This is a genomic window from uncultured Allobosea sp. (genome assembly GCF_945956895.1).
Classification (GTDB): Bacteria; Pseudomonadota; Alphaproteobacteria; order Rhizobiales; family Beijerinckiaceae; genus Allobosea.
The window spans coordinates 26,272-40,882 of sequence record NZ_CAMFJF010000005.1 but is presented as its reverse complement, the minus strand read 5'-3'; the positions used below and the strand labels follow the sequence as shown (position 1 = coordinate 40,882).

Annotated in this window: 15 protein-coding genes; 8 read left to right on the top strand and 7 right to left on the bottom strand. The window is 67.1% G+C overall.

All coding sequences use genetic code 11. The annotated features are described in order from the left end of the window. Positions 1-55 precede the first annotated feature (55 nt). The 4 genes from Q0Q02_RS04800 to Q0Q02_RS04785 all read left to right on the top strand — a co-directional run bounded on the left by Q0Q02_RS04800 (position 56) and on the right by Q0Q02_RS04785 (position 3,638). Positions 56-2,437 carry a UvrD-helicase domain-containing protein gene (locus Q0Q02_RS04800; RefSeq protein ID WP_293807405.1) on the top strand — a complete coding sequence of 794 codons (2,382 nt, stop codon included), beginning with the start codon at positions 56-58 and terminating at the stop codon, positions 2,435-2,437. A gap of 257 nt (positions 2,438-2,694) precedes the next feature. Beyond that, positions 2,695-2,889, top strand: a complete 195-nt coding sequence (locus Q0Q02_RS04795) for a type II toxin-antitoxin system HicA family toxin (RefSeq protein WP_293807403.1) — start codon at positions 2,695-2,697, stop codon at positions 2,887-2,889. A gap of 12 nt (positions 2,890-2,901) precedes the next feature. Continuing rightward, positions 2,902-3,198: a type II toxin-antitoxin system HicB family antitoxin gene (locus Q0Q02_RS04790; RefSeq protein WP_293807402.1), complete on the top strand. Its 297-nt coding sequence runs from the start codon at positions 2,902-2,904 to the stop codon at positions 3,196-3,198. A gap of 17 nt (positions 3,199-3,215) precedes the next feature. Beyond that, a complete protein-coding gene (locus tag Q0Q02_RS04785) occupies positions 3,216-3,638 on the top strand; it encodes a GNAT family N-acetyltransferase (RefSeq protein ID WP_293807400.1) in 423 nt (140 codons plus the stop codon). A gap of 56 nt (positions 3,639-3,694) precedes the next feature. On the opposite strand, the gene Q0Q02_RS04780 is transcribed toward Q0Q02_RS04785, so the two are convergent. Further along, positions 3,695-4,468: a GGDEF domain-containing protein gene (locus tag Q0Q02_RS04780; protein ID WP_293807398.1), complete on the bottom strand. Its 774-nt coding sequence runs from the start codon at positions 4,466-4,468 to the stop codon at positions 3,695-3,697. Positions 4,469-4,566: 98 nt separating this feature from the next. On the opposite strand from Q0Q02_RS04780, the gene Q0Q02_RS04775 reads away from it, so the two are divergent. Then, on the top strand, positions 4,567-5,514 hold the full coding sequence (locus tag Q0Q02_RS04775) for a 50S ribosomal protein L11 methyltransferase (RefSeq protein ID WP_293807397.1): 948 nt from the start codon (positions 4,567-4,569) through the stop codon (positions 5,512-5,514). Positions 5,515-5,558: 44 nt separating this feature from the next. Here Q0Q02_RS04775 and Q0Q02_RS04770 read toward each other — a convergent pair whose 3' ends face one another. Together Q0Q02_RS04770 and Q0Q02_RS04765 are read right to left on the bottom strand one after the other, a co-directional pair. Continuing rightward, the gene (locus tag Q0Q02_RS04770; RefSeq protein WP_293807396.1) at positions 5,559-5,687 is read right to left on the bottom strand and encodes a hypothetical protein; all 129 of its coding nucleotides are present in this window, start codon (positions 5,685-5,687) and stop codon (positions 5,559-5,561) included. Between the two features lie 56 nt (positions 5,688-5,743). Then, complete coding sequence (locus Q0Q02_RS04765; RefSeq protein WP_293807394.1) at positions 5,744-5,986, bottom strand: hypothetical protein; 243 nt, start codon at positions 5,984-5,986, stop codon at positions 5,744-5,746. Between the two features lie 442 nt (positions 5,987-6,428). Between Q0Q02_RS04765 and Q0Q02_RS04760 the strand changes: the two genes are divergently transcribed. Beyond that, positions 6,429-8,264: an aminopeptidase P family protein gene (locus Q0Q02_RS04760; protein ID WP_293807392.1), complete on the top strand. Its 1,836-nt coding sequence runs from the start codon at positions 6,429-6,431 to the stop codon at positions 8,262-8,264. 251 nt (positions 8,265-8,515) lie between these two features. Here the strand turns inward: Q0Q02_RS04760 and Q0Q02_RS04755 are convergent, their stop codons facing one another. From Q0Q02_RS04755 to Q0Q02_RS04740, 4 genes are all read right to left on the bottom strand, one after another. Next, the gene (locus tag Q0Q02_RS04755; protein WP_061966795.1) at positions 8,516-8,815 is read right to left on the bottom strand and encodes an AzlD family protein; all 300 of its coding nucleotides are present in this window, start codon (positions 8,813-8,815) and stop codon (positions 8,516-8,518) included. Further along, entirely contained in the window at positions 8,812-9,525 is a 714-nt protein-coding gene (locus Q0Q02_RS04750; RefSeq protein WP_293807388.1) for an AzlC family ABC transporter permease, read from the bottom strand. Before Q0Q02_RS04750 ends, Q0Q02_RS04755 begins: the two co-directional genes overlap by 4 nt. A 29-nt stretch (positions 9,526-9,554) precedes the next feature. Next, the gene (locus Q0Q02_RS04745; protein ID WP_293807386.1) at positions 9,555-10,418 is read right to left on the bottom strand and encodes an AraC family transcriptional regulator; all 864 of its coding nucleotides are present in this window, start codon (positions 10,416-10,418) and stop codon (positions 9,555-9,557) included. A gap of 230 nt (positions 10,419-10,648) precedes the next feature. Next, complete coding sequence (locus tag Q0Q02_RS04740; RefSeq protein ID WP_293807385.1) at positions 10,649-11,893, bottom strand: MFS transporter; 1,245 nt, start codon at positions 11,891-11,893, stop codon at positions 10,649-10,651. A 95-nt stretch (positions 11,894-11,988) separates the two neighbouring features. Here Q0Q02_RS04740 and Q0Q02_RS04735 point away from each other — a divergent pair, with 95 nt between their 5' ends. Together Q0Q02_RS04735 and Q0Q02_RS04730 are read left to right on the top strand one after the other, a co-directional pair. Further along, complete coding sequence (locus Q0Q02_RS04735; protein ID WP_293807383.1) at positions 11,989-12,963, top strand: AraC family transcriptional regulator; 975 nt, start codon at positions 11,989-11,991, stop codon at positions 12,961-12,963. Between the two features lie 299 nt (positions 12,964-13,262). Then, entirely contained in the window at positions 13,263-14,582 is a 1,320-nt protein-coding gene (locus tag Q0Q02_RS04730) for a serine protease (RefSeq protein ID WP_293807381.1), read from the top strand. The last annotated feature ends 29 nt before the right edge of the window (positions 14,583-14,611 follow it).

Here is a 14,611-nt window from a genome sequence, read left to right as displayed (position 1 = left end):
CTCCTGTCACCCTATATTGCCACCAGAACGAATCACGCACGAGCAGCGCGCCCCCTTGTCCGACGCAGACCCCTTTTCCGCTCCCTCGCCCCGCCCCGGCGGCCTCGCCGCGCGCGCAGCCGCGCAGCCGGCGGCCGGCTATCTCGCGGGATTGAACCCGGAACAGCGCCAGGCGGTCGAGGCGACGGACGGCCCGGTTCTGGTGCTCGCCGGCGCCGGCACCGGCAAGACCCGCGTGCTGACCACCCGCATCGGCCATCTGATCTCGACCAGCCGCGCCTACCCATCCCAGATCCTCGCCGTGACCTTCACCAACAAGGCGGCGCGTGAGATGAAGGAGCGCGTCGCCCATCTCGTCGGCCCGGTCGCCGAGGGCATGCCCTGGCTCGGCACATTCCATTCGATCTCGGCCAAGCTGCTGCGCCGCCATGCCGAATTGCTCGACCTGCGCAGCGACTTCACCATCCTCGACACCGACGACCAGATCCGCCTGATGAAGCAGGTGATCCAGGCCGAGGGCATCGACGAGAAGCGCTGGCCCGGCCGCATGCTGGCGGGCTTCATCGATAGCTGGAAGAATCGCGGGCTGGCGCCCAAGGACGTGCCCCATGGCGAGGCCGCCGTCTTCGCCAACGGCAAGGGCGGCAAGCTCTACGCCGCCTATCAGGAGCGCCTGAAAGCGCTGAACGCCGTCGATTTCGGCGACCTGCTGCTGCATTGCCTGACGCTGTTCCGCGACTATCCGGACGTGCTCCAGACCTATCACGACCGCTTCCGCTACATCCTCGTCGACGAGTATCAGGACACCAACACGGCGCAGTATCTCTGGCTGCGCCTCCTCGCCCAAGGACGCCGCAACATCTGCTGCGTCGGCGACGACGACCAGTCGATCTATGGCTGGCGCGGCGCCGAGGTCGACAACATCCTGCGCTTCGAGCACGATTTTCCCGGCGCGACCGTGATCCGGCTGGAGCGCAACTACCGCTCGACCGGCCATATCCTCGCGACCGCCTCCAAGCTGATCGCCCGCAACGAGGGCCGCCTCGGCAAGACGCTCCGCACCGAGGATGCGCTCGGCGAGAAGGTCACCATCACCGGCGCCTGGGACAGCCAGGAGGAAGCGCGCCTGATCTCCGACGAGATCGAGGCGATGCAGGCCAAGAAATACAACCTCGCCGAGGTCGCGGTCCTCGTCCGCATCTCCGCCCAGATGCGCGAGATCGAGGAGCGCTTCGTCCAGGCCGGCGTGCCCTATCGCGTCATCGGCGGCCCGCGCTTCTACGAGCGCGCCGAAATCCGCGATGCGCTCGCCTATCTGCGCTGCGTGGTCTCGCAGACCGATGATCTCGCCTTCGAGCGCATCGTCAACGTCCCCAAGCGCGGCCTCGGCGACGCGACCGTCCAACTCCTGCACAATCACGCCCGCGCCACCGGCTTCTCGCTGATGCAGTCGGCCCGCGCCGCGGTCGAGAGCGACGAATTGAAGCCCAAGGCCCGCACGGCGCTGCGCGAATTGGTCGAGGCCTTCGGCCGCTGGTCCGCCCGCGCCGAGCATATGCCGCAGGGTGAGCTCGCCGAGCTGGTGCTGGAGGAATCCGGCTACACCGAGATGTGGAAGAAGGACCGCTCGGCCGATGCCGCCGGGCGCCTCGAAAACCTCAAGGAACTCGTCCGCTCGCTCGACGAGTTCCCCGACCTGCCGGCCTTCCTCGAGCACGTCTCGCTGGTGATGGACGTCGCCGATGGCGAGGCCGAGGCGCGCGTCTCGATCATGACGCTGCACGCCGCCAAGGGGCTGGAATTCGACACGGTCTTCCTGCCCGGCTGGGAGGAAGGCCTGTTTCCGAACCAGCGCGCGCTCGACGAGAGCGGTCGCGCCGGTCTGGAAGAGGAGCGCCGCCTCGCCCATGTCGGCCTCACCCGCGCCCGCAAGAAGCTGAAGCTCTATTTCGCCTCGAACCGGCGCATCCACGGCCTCTGGCAAACCAGCTTGCCCTCCCGCTTCATCGACGAATTGCCGGAGGAGCATGTCGAGGTCGAGCAGGCCCCGACCAGCTATTCGCAGGGCGGCTACGGCGCCTCGCGTTTCGACCGAATGGAGAGCTTCGGCTCGACCTACAACACGCCGGGCTGGCAGCGCGCGCAGGAGAACCGGGCGAAGAACAGCGGCGGCGGCAGCGGCTTCTCCGAGAGCGGCCGCGGCTTCGGCCAGGGCAATTTCGGCGGCTCGTCACGCCAGCGCGGCCCGCTGCTGATCGAGGGCGAGCTGACGGCGAAATCATCGGGTGAGTCCGCCTATGGCGAAGGCGCCCGCGTCTTCCACGTCAAGTTCGGCCCGGGATCGGTGGCGAGCGTCGACGGCAACAAGCTGACGGTCGATTTCGACAAGGCCGGGCGGAAGATGGTGTTGGATAGCTTCGTGCAGAAGGCCGGCTAACCCTGCCAACTTAGATATGAACTTGAATTGCGATCGGTGTGAAGTTTCACACCAGATATGATCACCCGCAACTCAGATATGAGCTTGCATCACGCCCCACGTGAAAGTTCACATCGAATATGACGATTGACAGCTCAGATATGAGACATTTCACACTCACATCTGACAACCTGCATCATTTCTGATGAAAACTATCATATAGAATTCATAAGCAAGATTTGGCATGTTTTCGCTGCGCAAAACAGGCGAACGAGACCATGCTCACCAACAGCGCCGACATCATTCGCCGCTTGAAGCGCGACGGCTTCGTGTTGAAGAGCACGCGCGGCTCGCATCAGAAGTTCGTGCACGAAGCGACGAAACGCATGGTGATCGTGCCCCATCCGAAGCGGGACATTCCAATCGGAACCGTCCATGCGATATATAAGGATGCCGGCTGGGATCGAGATTGAACGGACGTCGCCATGCGACACTACATTGCAGTCGTCCATAAGGACGAGACATCCTGCTACGGCGTGTTCTTTCCGGATGTGAAGGGCGTGTTCACGGCTGGCGATACGCTGGAAGAGGCGTTCGCTCAGGCGCAGGAAGTCCTCGCATTTGCGGCGGAGCACTGGATCGAAGACACAGCTTCCGATTTCCCCGAGCCGCGCTCGATCGACGAGTTGCGAACCGATCCGGACTTTGTCGAATCGTCCAGGGACGCCATCCTGATGGCCATTCCGTTCAATCAGACACCGACCCGTATCGCCGCCGAGTGAACTGCCTTAAAACGACCATGCCTCCCGAGATCACCCTCACCGACGCCGAAGACGACACCTTTCGCAAGCTGCTCGGCGAAGGCCTGAAGGACTACAACGACGCCGCCATTGGCCGGCACGATCGTCAGGAATTGCAAATCCGCATCAGCGATCCCGAGACGGGGAAGCCGATCGGCGGGCTTGCGGGGCGGACCTCGCTCGGTCTGCTCTTCATCGACACCGTCTACCTGCCGAAAAGCCTGCGCGGCACCGGCATCGGCAGCCAAATCCTCGCCATGGCCGAGGAGGAAGGGCGCCGGCGCGGCTGCAGCAAGGCCGTGCTCTTCACCATCAGCTTCCAGGCGCCCGAGTTCTATAAGAAGCTCGGCTGGCAGGTTTTTGGCGAGATCGCCCCGAAGCCGCCGGGCGCGACCCGCGTCTACCTGACCAAGAATCTGTAGGCGGGCTCGCTTCTCTCACCGCGCATTTCGCAGGGCCGTGTGCTCGGCGTGCCCGCTCAGGCCACAGCGGCCATGTTCATCGCGCAGACCGCGCGATTCCGGCCTTGCGCCTTCGCGCGATAGAGCTGTGCGTCGGCCTCGGCGATCAGTTGCTCGAGCGTCGTGCGGCCGTTCCAGCCGGCGGCACCGATGCTCACCGTCAAGCTGGCCCGCTCGCCGCCAGGTGCCTCGATCCGGAGACGCCGAACCGCATCGAGAATCTGCTTTGCGACGGCCTGAGCCTCCGTCAGCACTGTTCGCGGGAGATAGACAGCGAATTCCTCGCCGCCCAGCCGGCCGGACAGGCCGCCCTCGCCCACGGCACCCGCGATCGCCCGCGCCAGTCTCCGCAGGGCATCGTCGCCGACCGGATGGCCGAAGCGATCATTGACCTGCTTGAAGTGATCCGCATCGATGAAGAGCAGCGTTCCTTCGCCGCCAGCGACCGTCGCCTGCTTCAGATCGGCGAGGAAACTTTCACGGTTCAGCAGCGCGGTCAGGCCGTCGCGGCGCGCCCTTTCCAGCAAGGCTGCATGCGCCATCGACAATTCGCCATGCAGCCGCGCGATCTCGCCATGCGCATCCTTCAGGCGCTGCGCCTGCCGGAACTGCCAGGCGCTGGCCGGCCAGGCGATCAACAGCGGGCAGAGAATGGACATCAGCCAGGCATTGCCGTCCACGACCCCACCGAGCATAGGCACGACTGTCAGCGCCAGGCCAAGCGAGGCCGCGATCGACAGCGCTGTCGCGAGGCTTGCCTTCAGGATGATCGAGCGCGTCGAGGCCGTCATGGCCTGCGGGTAGCAGGGAATGCTGAACGCAGGGTTTAGCAGCGCCGGCTCCGGCCATTTCCGATGACAGCGGCGGGTCCGCCTGCTAAGGCCACCGCATGCGCGAAGGCCTCCTGCCAGCGACGGTCGCGACCGTCCTCGAACTCTCCACCTCGGGCGAACAGGCCCGGGCTCTCACCGAATTGCTCGGCGAGATCTTCGACCCGACCGAGACGGCGATCTCCGCCTTCGAGGTCGAGGACGGCATCACCACGCTCTCGATGAACATCCCGTGGAAGGTCGAGATCTATTTCGCCAACCCGCCCGACGAGGAAGCGGTGCGCGACCTGCTGCGCCCCATCGTCGGCGAGCTCGTGGACAACACGCCTTTCACCACGGTGAACACCAAGGACTGGGTCGCGAACAGCCTGGATGGCCTCAAACCCGTCCGCGCCGGCCGCGTCCTCGTCCATGGCGCACATGACCGGCACGTCGTCCGCACCAACGATGTCGCCATCGAGATCGAGGCGGCGCTCGCCTTCGGCACCGGCCATCACGGCACCACCGCCGGCTGCCTGCTCGCGCTCGATGCCGAATTGAAGAAGCGCCGCCCGCGCCGCGGCATCGATATCGGCACGGGCACCGGCATTCTGGGGCTGGCGCTCGCCAAGCAGATCAAGCGCAAGGTGGTCGCCGGCGATATCGACGCGGTCGCCGTAGAGGTCTCCGCCCATAACGCCCGGCTCAACCATGCGCCGAACGCGCTCGATCTCTATGTCGCGCCCGGCCTGCGCCATGCCAAGGCCTGGCGCCCCGGCCATTTCGATTTCGTCTTCGCGAATATCCTGGCCGGCCCGCTGAAGCGGCTCGCCCCCTCGATCGCGCGCGTGCTGTCCTCCGACGGCACGCTGATCCTGTCCGGCCTGCTGGCGATGGACGTTGCTGGCGTCGTCTCGGCCTACCGGCACCAGGGCGTCTATCTTGCCAGCCATTCGCTGCGCGAAGGCTGGGCGACGCTGGTCATGAAAAAAGGCGGCGCAGCCCCGAGGCCGCGCCGCCTTGCCTGACCTCCGGCGCTTCAGCTGAAGCGCGAGGCCGTTACGCGTTCGGCTCAGAAGCCGATATAGCCGTACTTCTTCTCGGCATCCGCCTGCAGGCTGCGGGCATCGTGCCAGACGGCGGCGGTGAACTTCGCGGCATCCGCGATCCGTTCGTAGACGTGCTTGATGATGGCGATCATGGTGGCGATCCTTGAAGGCTGTCGGCCGCGTGGCTCAAGGCCGCAGCGGCGTGAATTCAGCGGCTGAAAGGCAGGGCGACGTCGCTCGACAGCGTCGCGGACGGGTACCCGCCCAGCACGATCTCGGCCTCGTTGACGAGGAGGTTGCGGGCGCGCAGTTCGCGAGCGGCCGAACGCGCGCGGCTCGTGACGAGCGCGGCATAGAAGCGCTGCATCAGGCCCGGCTTGTCGGCGCGGGTCTTGGCACCGGCCTCGACCGGCACGGGCAGCACGTCGGCATTATTCAACACATAGGTCATGGGTCCATCTCCGAAAAACGAAGGACAGTCCCGGTCGCTTCCTCGTTCTCTTATGCGACTAAGGTGGAACTGTTTCGCATATGCGAGAAGACATGTTCGCATATGCGAGATATGCGCAAAACGCATGCGATCCGTCCATATCCGTTAATGTTTGCGTAAATTGCATAACCAGACGGCATAATGCGATCCCGGCAGGCAGTCCGGTCCCACCGAACGGGCATCTCCAAACCGACGGATTTGCGCTGGCGCTTTCGCCGGTGCGAGGCGACGATGGCACGCACCAGACTCGTTTTCGATCCGACCGAATACCCACCCGTCATTGCGAGGAGCGAAGCGACGAAGCAATCCAGGAGCCGCTGAGCTCTACGTCTTCTGGATTGCTTCGCTGCGCTCGCAATGACGGCTAAGCCGGATCGAGAGCGATACCAAGCCGGACCCCGCCATGACCGATTCGACCCTGCCGACCTGCCGTTTTCAGTCCTTTTCCGAACCGAGCGACCCTAAGCTGGTTGCCGGCCGCGTCGCCGCCTTGCGCAAGGCGCTCGCCGCACAAGGGCTCGACGGCTTCGTCGTCCCGCGCGCCGACGAGCATCAAGGCGAATATGTCCCCGCCCATATGGCCCGCCTCGCCTGGCTGACCGGTTTCACCGGTTCGGCCGGCAATGCCGTGGTGCTGGCCGACAAGGCCGCGCTGATCGTCGACGGCCGCTACACCATCCAGTCGGCCGAGCAGACCGACACGAAGGTTGTCACGCCCATCCGCATGGAGGAGACCCCGCTGGAACGCTGGGTCGAGCAGAACCTGCCGACTGGGGGCAAGCTCGGCTACGATCCCTGGCTGCATACGGTCGATGGCCTCGCCCGCCTCGAAAAGGCTGCGGCCGCGGCTGGCGGCAGCCTCATTGCCGTCAAGGCCAACCCGATCGATGCGCTCTGGAGCGACCGCCCGGCACCACCGACGGCGCCGGTCAAGGCGCATCCCGCCGCCTTCGCCGGCGAGGGCAGCGTCTCGAAGCTCGCCCGCATCCAGAAGGCGCTTGCCGAGGCCAAGGTCGACGCGCTCGTCATTTCCGATCCCCATGCGCTGGCCTGGGTCTTCAACATCCGCGGCGGCGATGTCGAGCACACGCCGCTGCCGCTCGGCTATTCCATCGTTCCGCGCGAGGGCCGGCCGACCGTCTTTCTCGCGCCGGAAAAGATCACCAACGAGGCCGGCGATGCGATCGGCGCTGTTGGCGAGATCGCGCCTCCCGCGGAACTCGACCGGCAGATCGCGAAGCTTGGCGCTGCCAAGGCCAAGGTCCGGCTCGACGCTACGACCGCAGCCTCGGCGCTCGCGACCCTGATCCGCGAGGCCGGCGGCACGCCCGATGCCGGCACGGACCCGATCGCGCTGATGAAGGCGCGCAAGAACGCGGCCGAGCTTGACGGCGCCCGCAACGCGCATCTGCGCGACGGAGCCGTCATGGTGCGCTACCTCTCCTGGCTGGCGCGCGAGGCGCCGAAGGGTGGCCTGACCGAGATCGATGCGGTTGCGGCACTCGAAGCCGAGCGTTTGAAGACCGGCCTGCTCAAGGACGTCTCCTTCACCACCATCGCCGGCGCCGGCCCCAATGCGGCGCTGCCGCATTACCGCGTCAGCGAGGCGAGCAACCGCAAGCTGGAGCCCGGCATCTTCCTGGTCGATTCAGGCGGCCAGTACGAGGACGGCACCACCGACATCACCCGCACCATGGTGATCGGCACATCGACAGCCGAGATGCGCGATCGCTATACCCGCGTGCTCAAAGGCCATCTCGCGATCTCGCGGCTGGTCTTCGTCAAAGGCACCTCGGGCGCGCAGCTCGACGCCTTCGCCCGGCTACCGCTCTGGCAAGGCGGCTTCGATTTCGACCACGGTACCGGCCACGGCGTCGGCAGCTATCTCTCGGTGCATGAGGGGCCGCAGCGGCTCTCCAAGCTCGGCACCACGCCGCTGGAACCGGGCATGATCCTCTCCAACGAGCCCGGCTACTACAAGCAGGGCGAATACGGCATCCGCATCGAGAACCTGATCGTCGTCGAGGAACGCCAGATCCCCGGCGCCGAGCGGACGATCTACGGCTTCGAGACGATCACCTGGTGCCCCTATGAGCGCGCTCTGATCGAGAAAAGCATGCTCGATGCCGGCGAGATCGCCTGGATCGACGCTTACCACGCCAAGGTTTGGGAAAAGCTCTCGCCGCAGGTCGAGGGCGAGGCGAAGGCCTGGCTGGAAGCGGCCTGCCGGGCGTTGTGATTGCCCCGTCGTTCTCCGGCGAGGCTTCCCTTCTCCCCTTGCGGGAGAAGGTGGCTCGGCGAGGCCGAGACGGATGAGGGGTCGCGCGACCTCTGCCGTCATTGCGAGCGCAGCGAAGCAATCCAGGGGGACGTAGAGTTCAGCGGCCCCTGGATTGCTTCGTCGCTCCGCTCCTCGCAATGACGAAAAGGGCAGCGCGACCCCTCATCCGCCTGCCGGCACCTTCTCCCGCAAGGGGAGAAGGACCCTGCTCACATCACCATCCTGAACCCGACCACCGCAACAACCCCGACCGCGACCACACCCAGCAGCGGCAGCCGCGTCGCGGCGAGCGCCGTGATCGCTGCCGCCGCCGTCTCGGCCCAGCCGGTCGCGAGCGCGCTCGGCGCGATCACCGCAATCAGCACGGCGGGCGGGATCGCGTCGAAGGCGGCCTGCGCCCGTGGCGAGAGGCTGAGCCGCCCGGCCAATGCCAGCCCGGCGACACGCGTGAAATAAGTCACGATCGCCATGCCGAGGAAGGCGAGGAGATTGATCGGATCGACGCTCACGCCTTGGCCTCCTCGGTCACCGGCCGCTCTTCGGCGCCGGCCGCAAGCCACGCCGCCAGCAATCCGCAGAGCGCCCCCGCCGCGACATGCCAGGGCGGCCCGGCCAGCCGATAGGTCACGGCCGAGGCGATGCCGGCGGCGGCCACCGTCCAGAACGTAACCCGTCCCTTCCAGAAGGCGGCGACGAGCGCGATGAACAGCGCCGTGAAGGCGAAATCGGCGCCGAGCCGTTTGGGATCGCCGAGCACGGCGCCGATCACAGCGCCGAGCGTCGAGTTGATCAGCCAGCCGGCGACGAAGGGCACAACCATCGCGAACCAGTAGGCCGGCGTCAGACGATGCGTGCGGGCGCGCTTCTCGGCCAGCGCCCAGTTTTCGTCGGCCATGTAGTAGAGGCCGAGGAATTTCTGCCAGCGGCTGAAACCCTGAAGCTTGGGCGCGAGCGAGGCGCCCATCAGCACATGGCGCGCATTGATGAGCAGCGTCGAGAAGACCAGCGCAGCGACCGGCGCCGGGCTCGCCCAGAGCTCGATCGCAGCGAACTGCGCGCCGCCGGCGAAGACCATGATGCTCATCAGGAAGACCTCGAGGGGCGAGAGCCCCTTGCTGGCCGCGACCGCGCCGAAGAGCAGGCCGATCGGCGCCGCGGCCACGGCGGCCGGCCAGATATCGTTCAGGCCGCGCCTGATGTCGTCACGCATCGTGGACATGGAGTTTTGGTTCTCTTGAAGCTTGTCGTTCAGCCGGCATGCGCCGCGCGGAAGGCGCCGGGCGTCACGCCGAAGCGGGCCTTGAACGCGCGTGTCAGATGCGGCTGGTCGCAGAAACCGGTCGCGGCGGCGACATCGCCCGGCATATCGCCGCGCCGCAGCCGTTCGCGTGCCCGCCGGACCCTGACATCGATGAGGTAGGCATGCGGCGTCAGCCCGGTCTCCTGCCGGAAGGCGCGGATCAGATGATGCCGCGGCAGGCCGGTCAGGCGTGCGAGATCGGCGAGGGACAGGTCCTCGTCATAGCGCGCCTCGAACAATTCGCGGGCCTTGGCGACCGGGCCGCCCTCCGCTCCGACGCTGCGAACCGCGAGATCGGCATGGCGGGCCAGGCAGCGTGCATAGAAGCGCAGCAGCATCTCCTCCCCCGCAAGCAGGTCGTCGCCGGCCTCGATGGCGCGATGAGCCTCGGCGAAGAGCGCGGCGCCTTCGGCATCCTCGACCAGCGGCTCAAGAAAGAACGGCGTGCCGGGCACGTCCCGTCCGCTGAGGGACGCCGCAACCTCCCGGATAAGCCCGATCTCGGGATAGGTCATGCGGTAGCTGTAACCCGGCCCATAAGGCTCGCCGTCATGGGTCTCCAGCGGATTGACGAAGGTGATCTGGTTCGGCCGCGCGTAATGTCGACCGCCGCGCACCCGAAAGGTCTCGCAGCCCGCCACGATCGTGCCGATCACATAGCTTTCGTGCCGGTGCGGCGCATAGGCATGGCGGCGGAAGGTGGCGGCGAGGCAGTCCAGCCCGTCAAAGCGCTCGGCCGGAAACAGCTTCGCCCGCTCGCCGGCGACGAGCGGTTCGAGGCATAGCGTTTCGCTCTGCGTGACTGCTTCCATGGCGCGAGCATAAACCCTCTCGCCGCAATGCTGTCTTGAAGAAAAGTGATCGGGCGCATCACGCGCCCGATCTGCTTGGTCACTGGAAGACCGGCTTGATTGTCAACAGCCCTCGTCCTGAGGAGGCCCGAAGGGCCGTCTCGAAGGGCGCTCCAGCTATCTCCGGAACCTCCTGAAGCATCCTTCGAGACGCCGCTTCGCGGCTCCTCAGGATGAGGGCTCACATTGCCTCAGAGGGCGTGCGCAGCGGCGCCTGCGCCAACCCGCTCCGGGCTCCTGGAACCCAACAGCAGCACGCCCGCCCCGCCGACCAGCGCCGCGACCGTGGCATAAGCGATCACGCCGAGCGTCCCGAAGCCATCGACCAGCAGGCCGCCGAAGACGGCGCCGCTCGCAATCGCGATCTGGAAGGCGGCGACGATCAGCCCACCAGCCGATTCGGCCTCCTCTTCCGGCGCGACGCGCACCAGCCAGGTCTGGAAGCCGACCGGCAATGCACCGAAGGCGAAGCCCCAGAGCCCGACCGCGATGGCCGAGGCGATCGGCGACGCGCCGACGAAGAGCAGGCTCACGCCCACCAGCGCGATCAGGAAGGCGCCGAAGATCACCGAGGCCTTGGCGCTGCGCGCGGTGATCGCCCCGCCCGCGAAATTGCCGAAGAAGCCGCCGACGCCATAGGCCAGCAGGACGAGCGAGATCGCCTCGACCGACAGCTTGGGGATCTGCTCCAGGAACGGGCGCACATAGGTGAAGCCTGCGAAATGGCCGGAGATCACCACGACGATGCCGGCAAGCACGAGGGCGATGCTGGGCTGGCCGAGCAGCCGGAACAGCGTGCGGATATCGGGCGAACCGCGCGCCGGCAGACGCGGCAGCACCGCGATCTGGATGAGGAGCGCCACGACGCCGACCAGCGCCGAGAGCCAGAATACGAAGCGCCAGCCCATCACGTTGCCGAGATAGGCCCCGATCGGCGCGGCGCTGACCGTGGCGAGGGAGACGCCGGCGAAGATCAGCGACATCGCCTGGGGCAAGGCGCTCGGCGGCACGAGCCGCATCGCGGTCGCCGCCACCATCGACCAGAAGGCGCCGAGTCCGATGCCGAGCAGGACGCGAGCGAAAAGCAGGGTCGCAAGGTTGGTGGCGACAGCGGCGATGACGCTGGAAACGATCAGCAGGCCGGTCAGCGACCAGATCACGACGCGTCGGTCGATACCGCGCGTCACGATAGCGGCGGCGAGACCGGCAACAGCACCGACGACCGCGGTCGCGGTCACGGCCTGCCCGGCGGCGCCGACGGAGACGCCGACATCGGCCGCCATCGGGGTCAACAGGCTCGCTGGCAGGAATTCGGCCGTGACGAGGCCGAAGACGCCGAAGGTCAGGGACGTGACGGCAGCCCAGGCCGGCTTGTCGCGGGCCTCCTCGGCGCTGTCGTCGAATTCAAGGGTAGTGGCAGACAGGGAATCTGACATGGGGTTCTCCATGAGGTTGCCGGAAGATGGGCGTGGCCTCATGGAGTTTCCATGCTATATCATCCGCATCTCATGATCGTTCGTCCAAGATTGCCATGGCCGCTTCCGCCGACCACCTGACCGAGATGCTGCGGGGCCTGAGGCTCGACGGCGTCGATTACAGCCGCTGCCAACTGGCCGCGCCCTGGGGCGTCGCCTTCCCACCAACCCATCAGGCCTATTTCCATTTCATCTCGCGCGGCGGTTGCTGGCTGAAGACGCCGGCCGGCGAGTGGCTGGAACTTGCCGATGGCGACGCCGTGCTGCTGCCGCGCGGCGGCGGCCATGTCCTGGCAAGCTCGCCTGATGTCGTCGCCTCGCCGCCCTGCGAGTGCCGAGTGCTGGAGGCCTATGGCAACATCTTCGATGTCGAGGGCGGCGGCACGGGCGCGCATATGCTGCTCTTCACCGGCCGCATGACCTTCAATGTCGATCTCGATCACCCGCTGCTGCGCCTGATGCCCGACCTGATGCGGATGAGCGATTTCATCGCCGACGAGCCGGGGGTCCCGCATCTGCTGGAGGCGATGGGCCGCGAGGTCATGCTGGACCGGGTCGGGGCCGGCGGCATCCTCGCCCGCCTCGCCGATGTGCTGGCCGCCGCGATCATCCGCGCCTGGGTCGAACGCGGCTGCGGCGCAGCCAAGGGCTGGGTCGCTGCGGCCCGCTGCCCGACCATCGGCAAGGTGCTGGCGGCGATCCACGCCCATCCCGAGACGGACTGGACGGTGGAAAGCCTCGCCGAGCTGATGGGCGCCTCGCGCTCCGGCTTCGCGGAGCGCTTCGCCGAGGTCGTTGGCGAGACGCCCGCCCGCTATGTCGCGCAGGTCCGGATGCATCAGGCCCGGCAATGGCTCGCCCGCGACAAGTTGCGGATCGCGGTGGTGGCGCAGCGCCTCGGCTACGAATCGGAAGCCTCTTTCAGCCGCGCCTTCAAGCGCATCACCGGCCTGGCGCCGAGCCAGGTGCGGACCGCAGGCGAAGCGCCGCCGGCCGCGATGTTCACGCCTGCGGCGGAAGCGGCGGAGTAGCCGGCGGCCGATCCGGGAGCCGCCATGCCCGCTCTTGTGCGAGCATTCGCATCCTGCCCGGAACGATGGCAAGGTGGCCTGCGAGTTCGGAATGCGCTTCGACGCGGTTGCGGTGTGGCGCGTTCTATCGCTCAATGCGGTTGCTTCGCCCGCCCTCGAGGACGAGATTGATGCCCCGCGCCCCCCTCCTCCCTTTACGAAACGCACTGGTTTGCAGCGTCGCCCTTGCGTTCGCAGTGCTGGCACCGGCACTTGCCCTTGCACAGGCGCCCGCCCCCACAGCCGGCCCTTCGCAGCAGATGGCGGCAGCACAAGCCGGTTTCGAGGCCCTGCCCGAGGCCGAGCGCAAGGCGATCCAGAACGACCTGATCTGGGCCGGGCAGTTCAACGGCGCAGTCTCTGGCTCCTATGGGCCGCTGACCTTCCGCGCCATCAATGCCTTCAAGGGCGCGCGCGGTCCGGCCGACGGCCTGCTCCCGCCGGCCGAGCGGGCGGCGCTCGCCAAGGCGGCGCAGTCGGCGCGCGACGCGGCCGGGTTCAAGCTGCTGGCCGACGACAAGACCGGCGTGCAGATCGGCATTCCCCAGAAGCTCCTGCCGAAGCGCGACGTGACGCCCTCCGGCGGCAGCCGCTGGCAGAGCGCCGACGAGAAAGTGACGCTCGACACCTCGACCACGCCGCCGGGCGGCGATGATCTGGCGGCGATCTTCGAGAAGGCGATCACCGTGAACCCGAACAGCCCGCGCAAGATCACCTACAAGCTGCTGCGACCGGATTTCTTCGTCGTCACCGGCGAAACGCCGACCGGGCGGTTCTATCGCCGGCTTTCGGCCGGGCCACAGGGCCTGCGCGGCTTCTCGATCGGCTATGACAAGGCGCTGGCGCCGACCGTCGACAAGCTGGTCATTGCGATCGCCGCGAGCTTCGAGCCCTTCCCGACCGGGCCGGTTCCGGCCCAGCCTTCGGCCATCGCCGGCACCGCTGCCGGCACCTCCGCGGGATTGCCGTCGCTGTTGGCACCTGCCGCCCGCAGCAATGAGCGCTACGGCGTGGCACTCGCCCTCAACGAGCGGGTGGCGCTGAGCGCGTCTGCCGCGGTGGATGGCTGCCGAACCTTGCGCGTCGGCACCCGCAACGCCAAACTGCGCCTCAAGGACGACGCCAGCGCGCTCGTGCTGCTCGACCTGGAAGGCAACGGTGCCGCGAAGCCGCCGGGCCTGCGTAGCGAGGCGGCGGGCACTTCCGAAGCGCTGGTGCTGGTCGCCTATGGGAACGATGCCGGCAAGCGGTCCGCCTTGGCACTGCCCGGACAGGGCGCGCAGGCCGGTGGCAAGCCAGCGCTCAGCGCGCCGCTCCAGCCGGGACAGGCAGGTGCGCCAGCCTTCGACCGACAAGGCCGGCTCGTCGGCATCGTCACCGACAACCCCTCCGACAAGATCCTGATCGCCGGCGTTGCACCGCAGCGCAGCTATGCCTTCGCGGATGCGGCCGCGATTCAGGCTGTGCTCGGCAAGGCCGGCGTGTCATTGCCGCCGGCTGTGGCAAGCCAGGAACTCAGCACCGGCGCGGTGGTCGAACGGGTTTCCGGCGCGGTCCAGCCCATCGTCTGCGGACTGTAGCATCGACCAAAATGAGAGGTTGTCACTGG

What these genes read in the sequence shown, in the direction of transcription:
- Q0Q02_RS04780 (WP_293807398.1), bottom strand. Translation starts at nt 4,468, where the DNA reads ATGACGGCCTCGACGCGCTCGATCATCCTGAAGGCAAGCCTCGCGACA.
- Q0Q02_RS04790 (WP_293807402.1), top strand. Translation starts at nt 2,902, where the DNA reads ATGCGACACTACATTGCAGTCGTCCATAAGGACGAGACATCCTGCTAC.
- Q0Q02_RS04770 (WP_293807396.1), bottom strand. Translation starts at nt 5,687, where the DNA reads ATGATCGCCATCATCAAGCACGTCTACGAACGGATCGCGGATGCCGCG.
- Q0Q02_RS04730 (WP_293807381.1), top strand. Translation starts at nt 13,263, where the DNA reads ATGGCGGCAGCACAAGCCGGTTTCGAGGCCCTGCCCGAGGCCGAGCGC.
- Q0Q02_RS04750 (WP_293807388.1), bottom strand. Translation starts at nt 9,525, where the DNA reads ATGTCCACGATGCGTGACGACATCAGGCGCGGCCTGAACGATATCTGG.
- Q0Q02_RS04765 (WP_293807394.1), bottom strand. Translation starts at nt 5,986, where the DNA reads ATGACCTATGTGTTGAATAATGCCGACGTGCTGCCCGTGCCGGTCGAG.
- Q0Q02_RS04775 (WP_293807397.1), top strand. Translation starts at nt 4,567, where the DNA reads ATGCGCGAAGGCCTCCTGCCAGCGACGGTCGCGACCGTCCTCGAACTC.
- Q0Q02_RS04745 (WP_293807386.1), bottom strand. Translation starts at nt 10,418, where the DNA reads ATGGAAGCAGTCACGCAGAGCGAAACGCTATGCCTCGAACCGCTCGTC.
- Q0Q02_RS04785 (WP_293807400.1), top strand. Translation starts at nt 3,216, where the DNA reads ATGCCTCCCGAGATCACCCTCACCGACGCCGAAGACGACACCTTTCGC.
- Q0Q02_RS04760 (WP_293807392.1), top strand. Translation starts at nt 6,429, where the DNA reads ATGACCGATTCGACCCTGCCGACCTGCCGTTTTCAGTCCTTTTCCGAA.
- Q0Q02_RS04735 (WP_293807383.1), top strand. Translation starts at nt 11,989, where the DNA reads ATGGCCGCTTCCGCCGACCACCTGACCGAGATGCTGCGGGGCCTGAGG.
- Q0Q02_RS04795 (WP_293807403.1), top strand. Translation starts at nt 2,695, where the DNA reads ATGCTCACCAACAGCGCCGACATCATTCGCCGCTTGAAGCGCGACGGC.
- Q0Q02_RS04740 (WP_293807385.1), bottom strand. Translation starts at nt 11,893, where the DNA reads ATGTCAGATTCCCTGTCTGCCACTACCCTTGAATTCGACGACAGCGCC.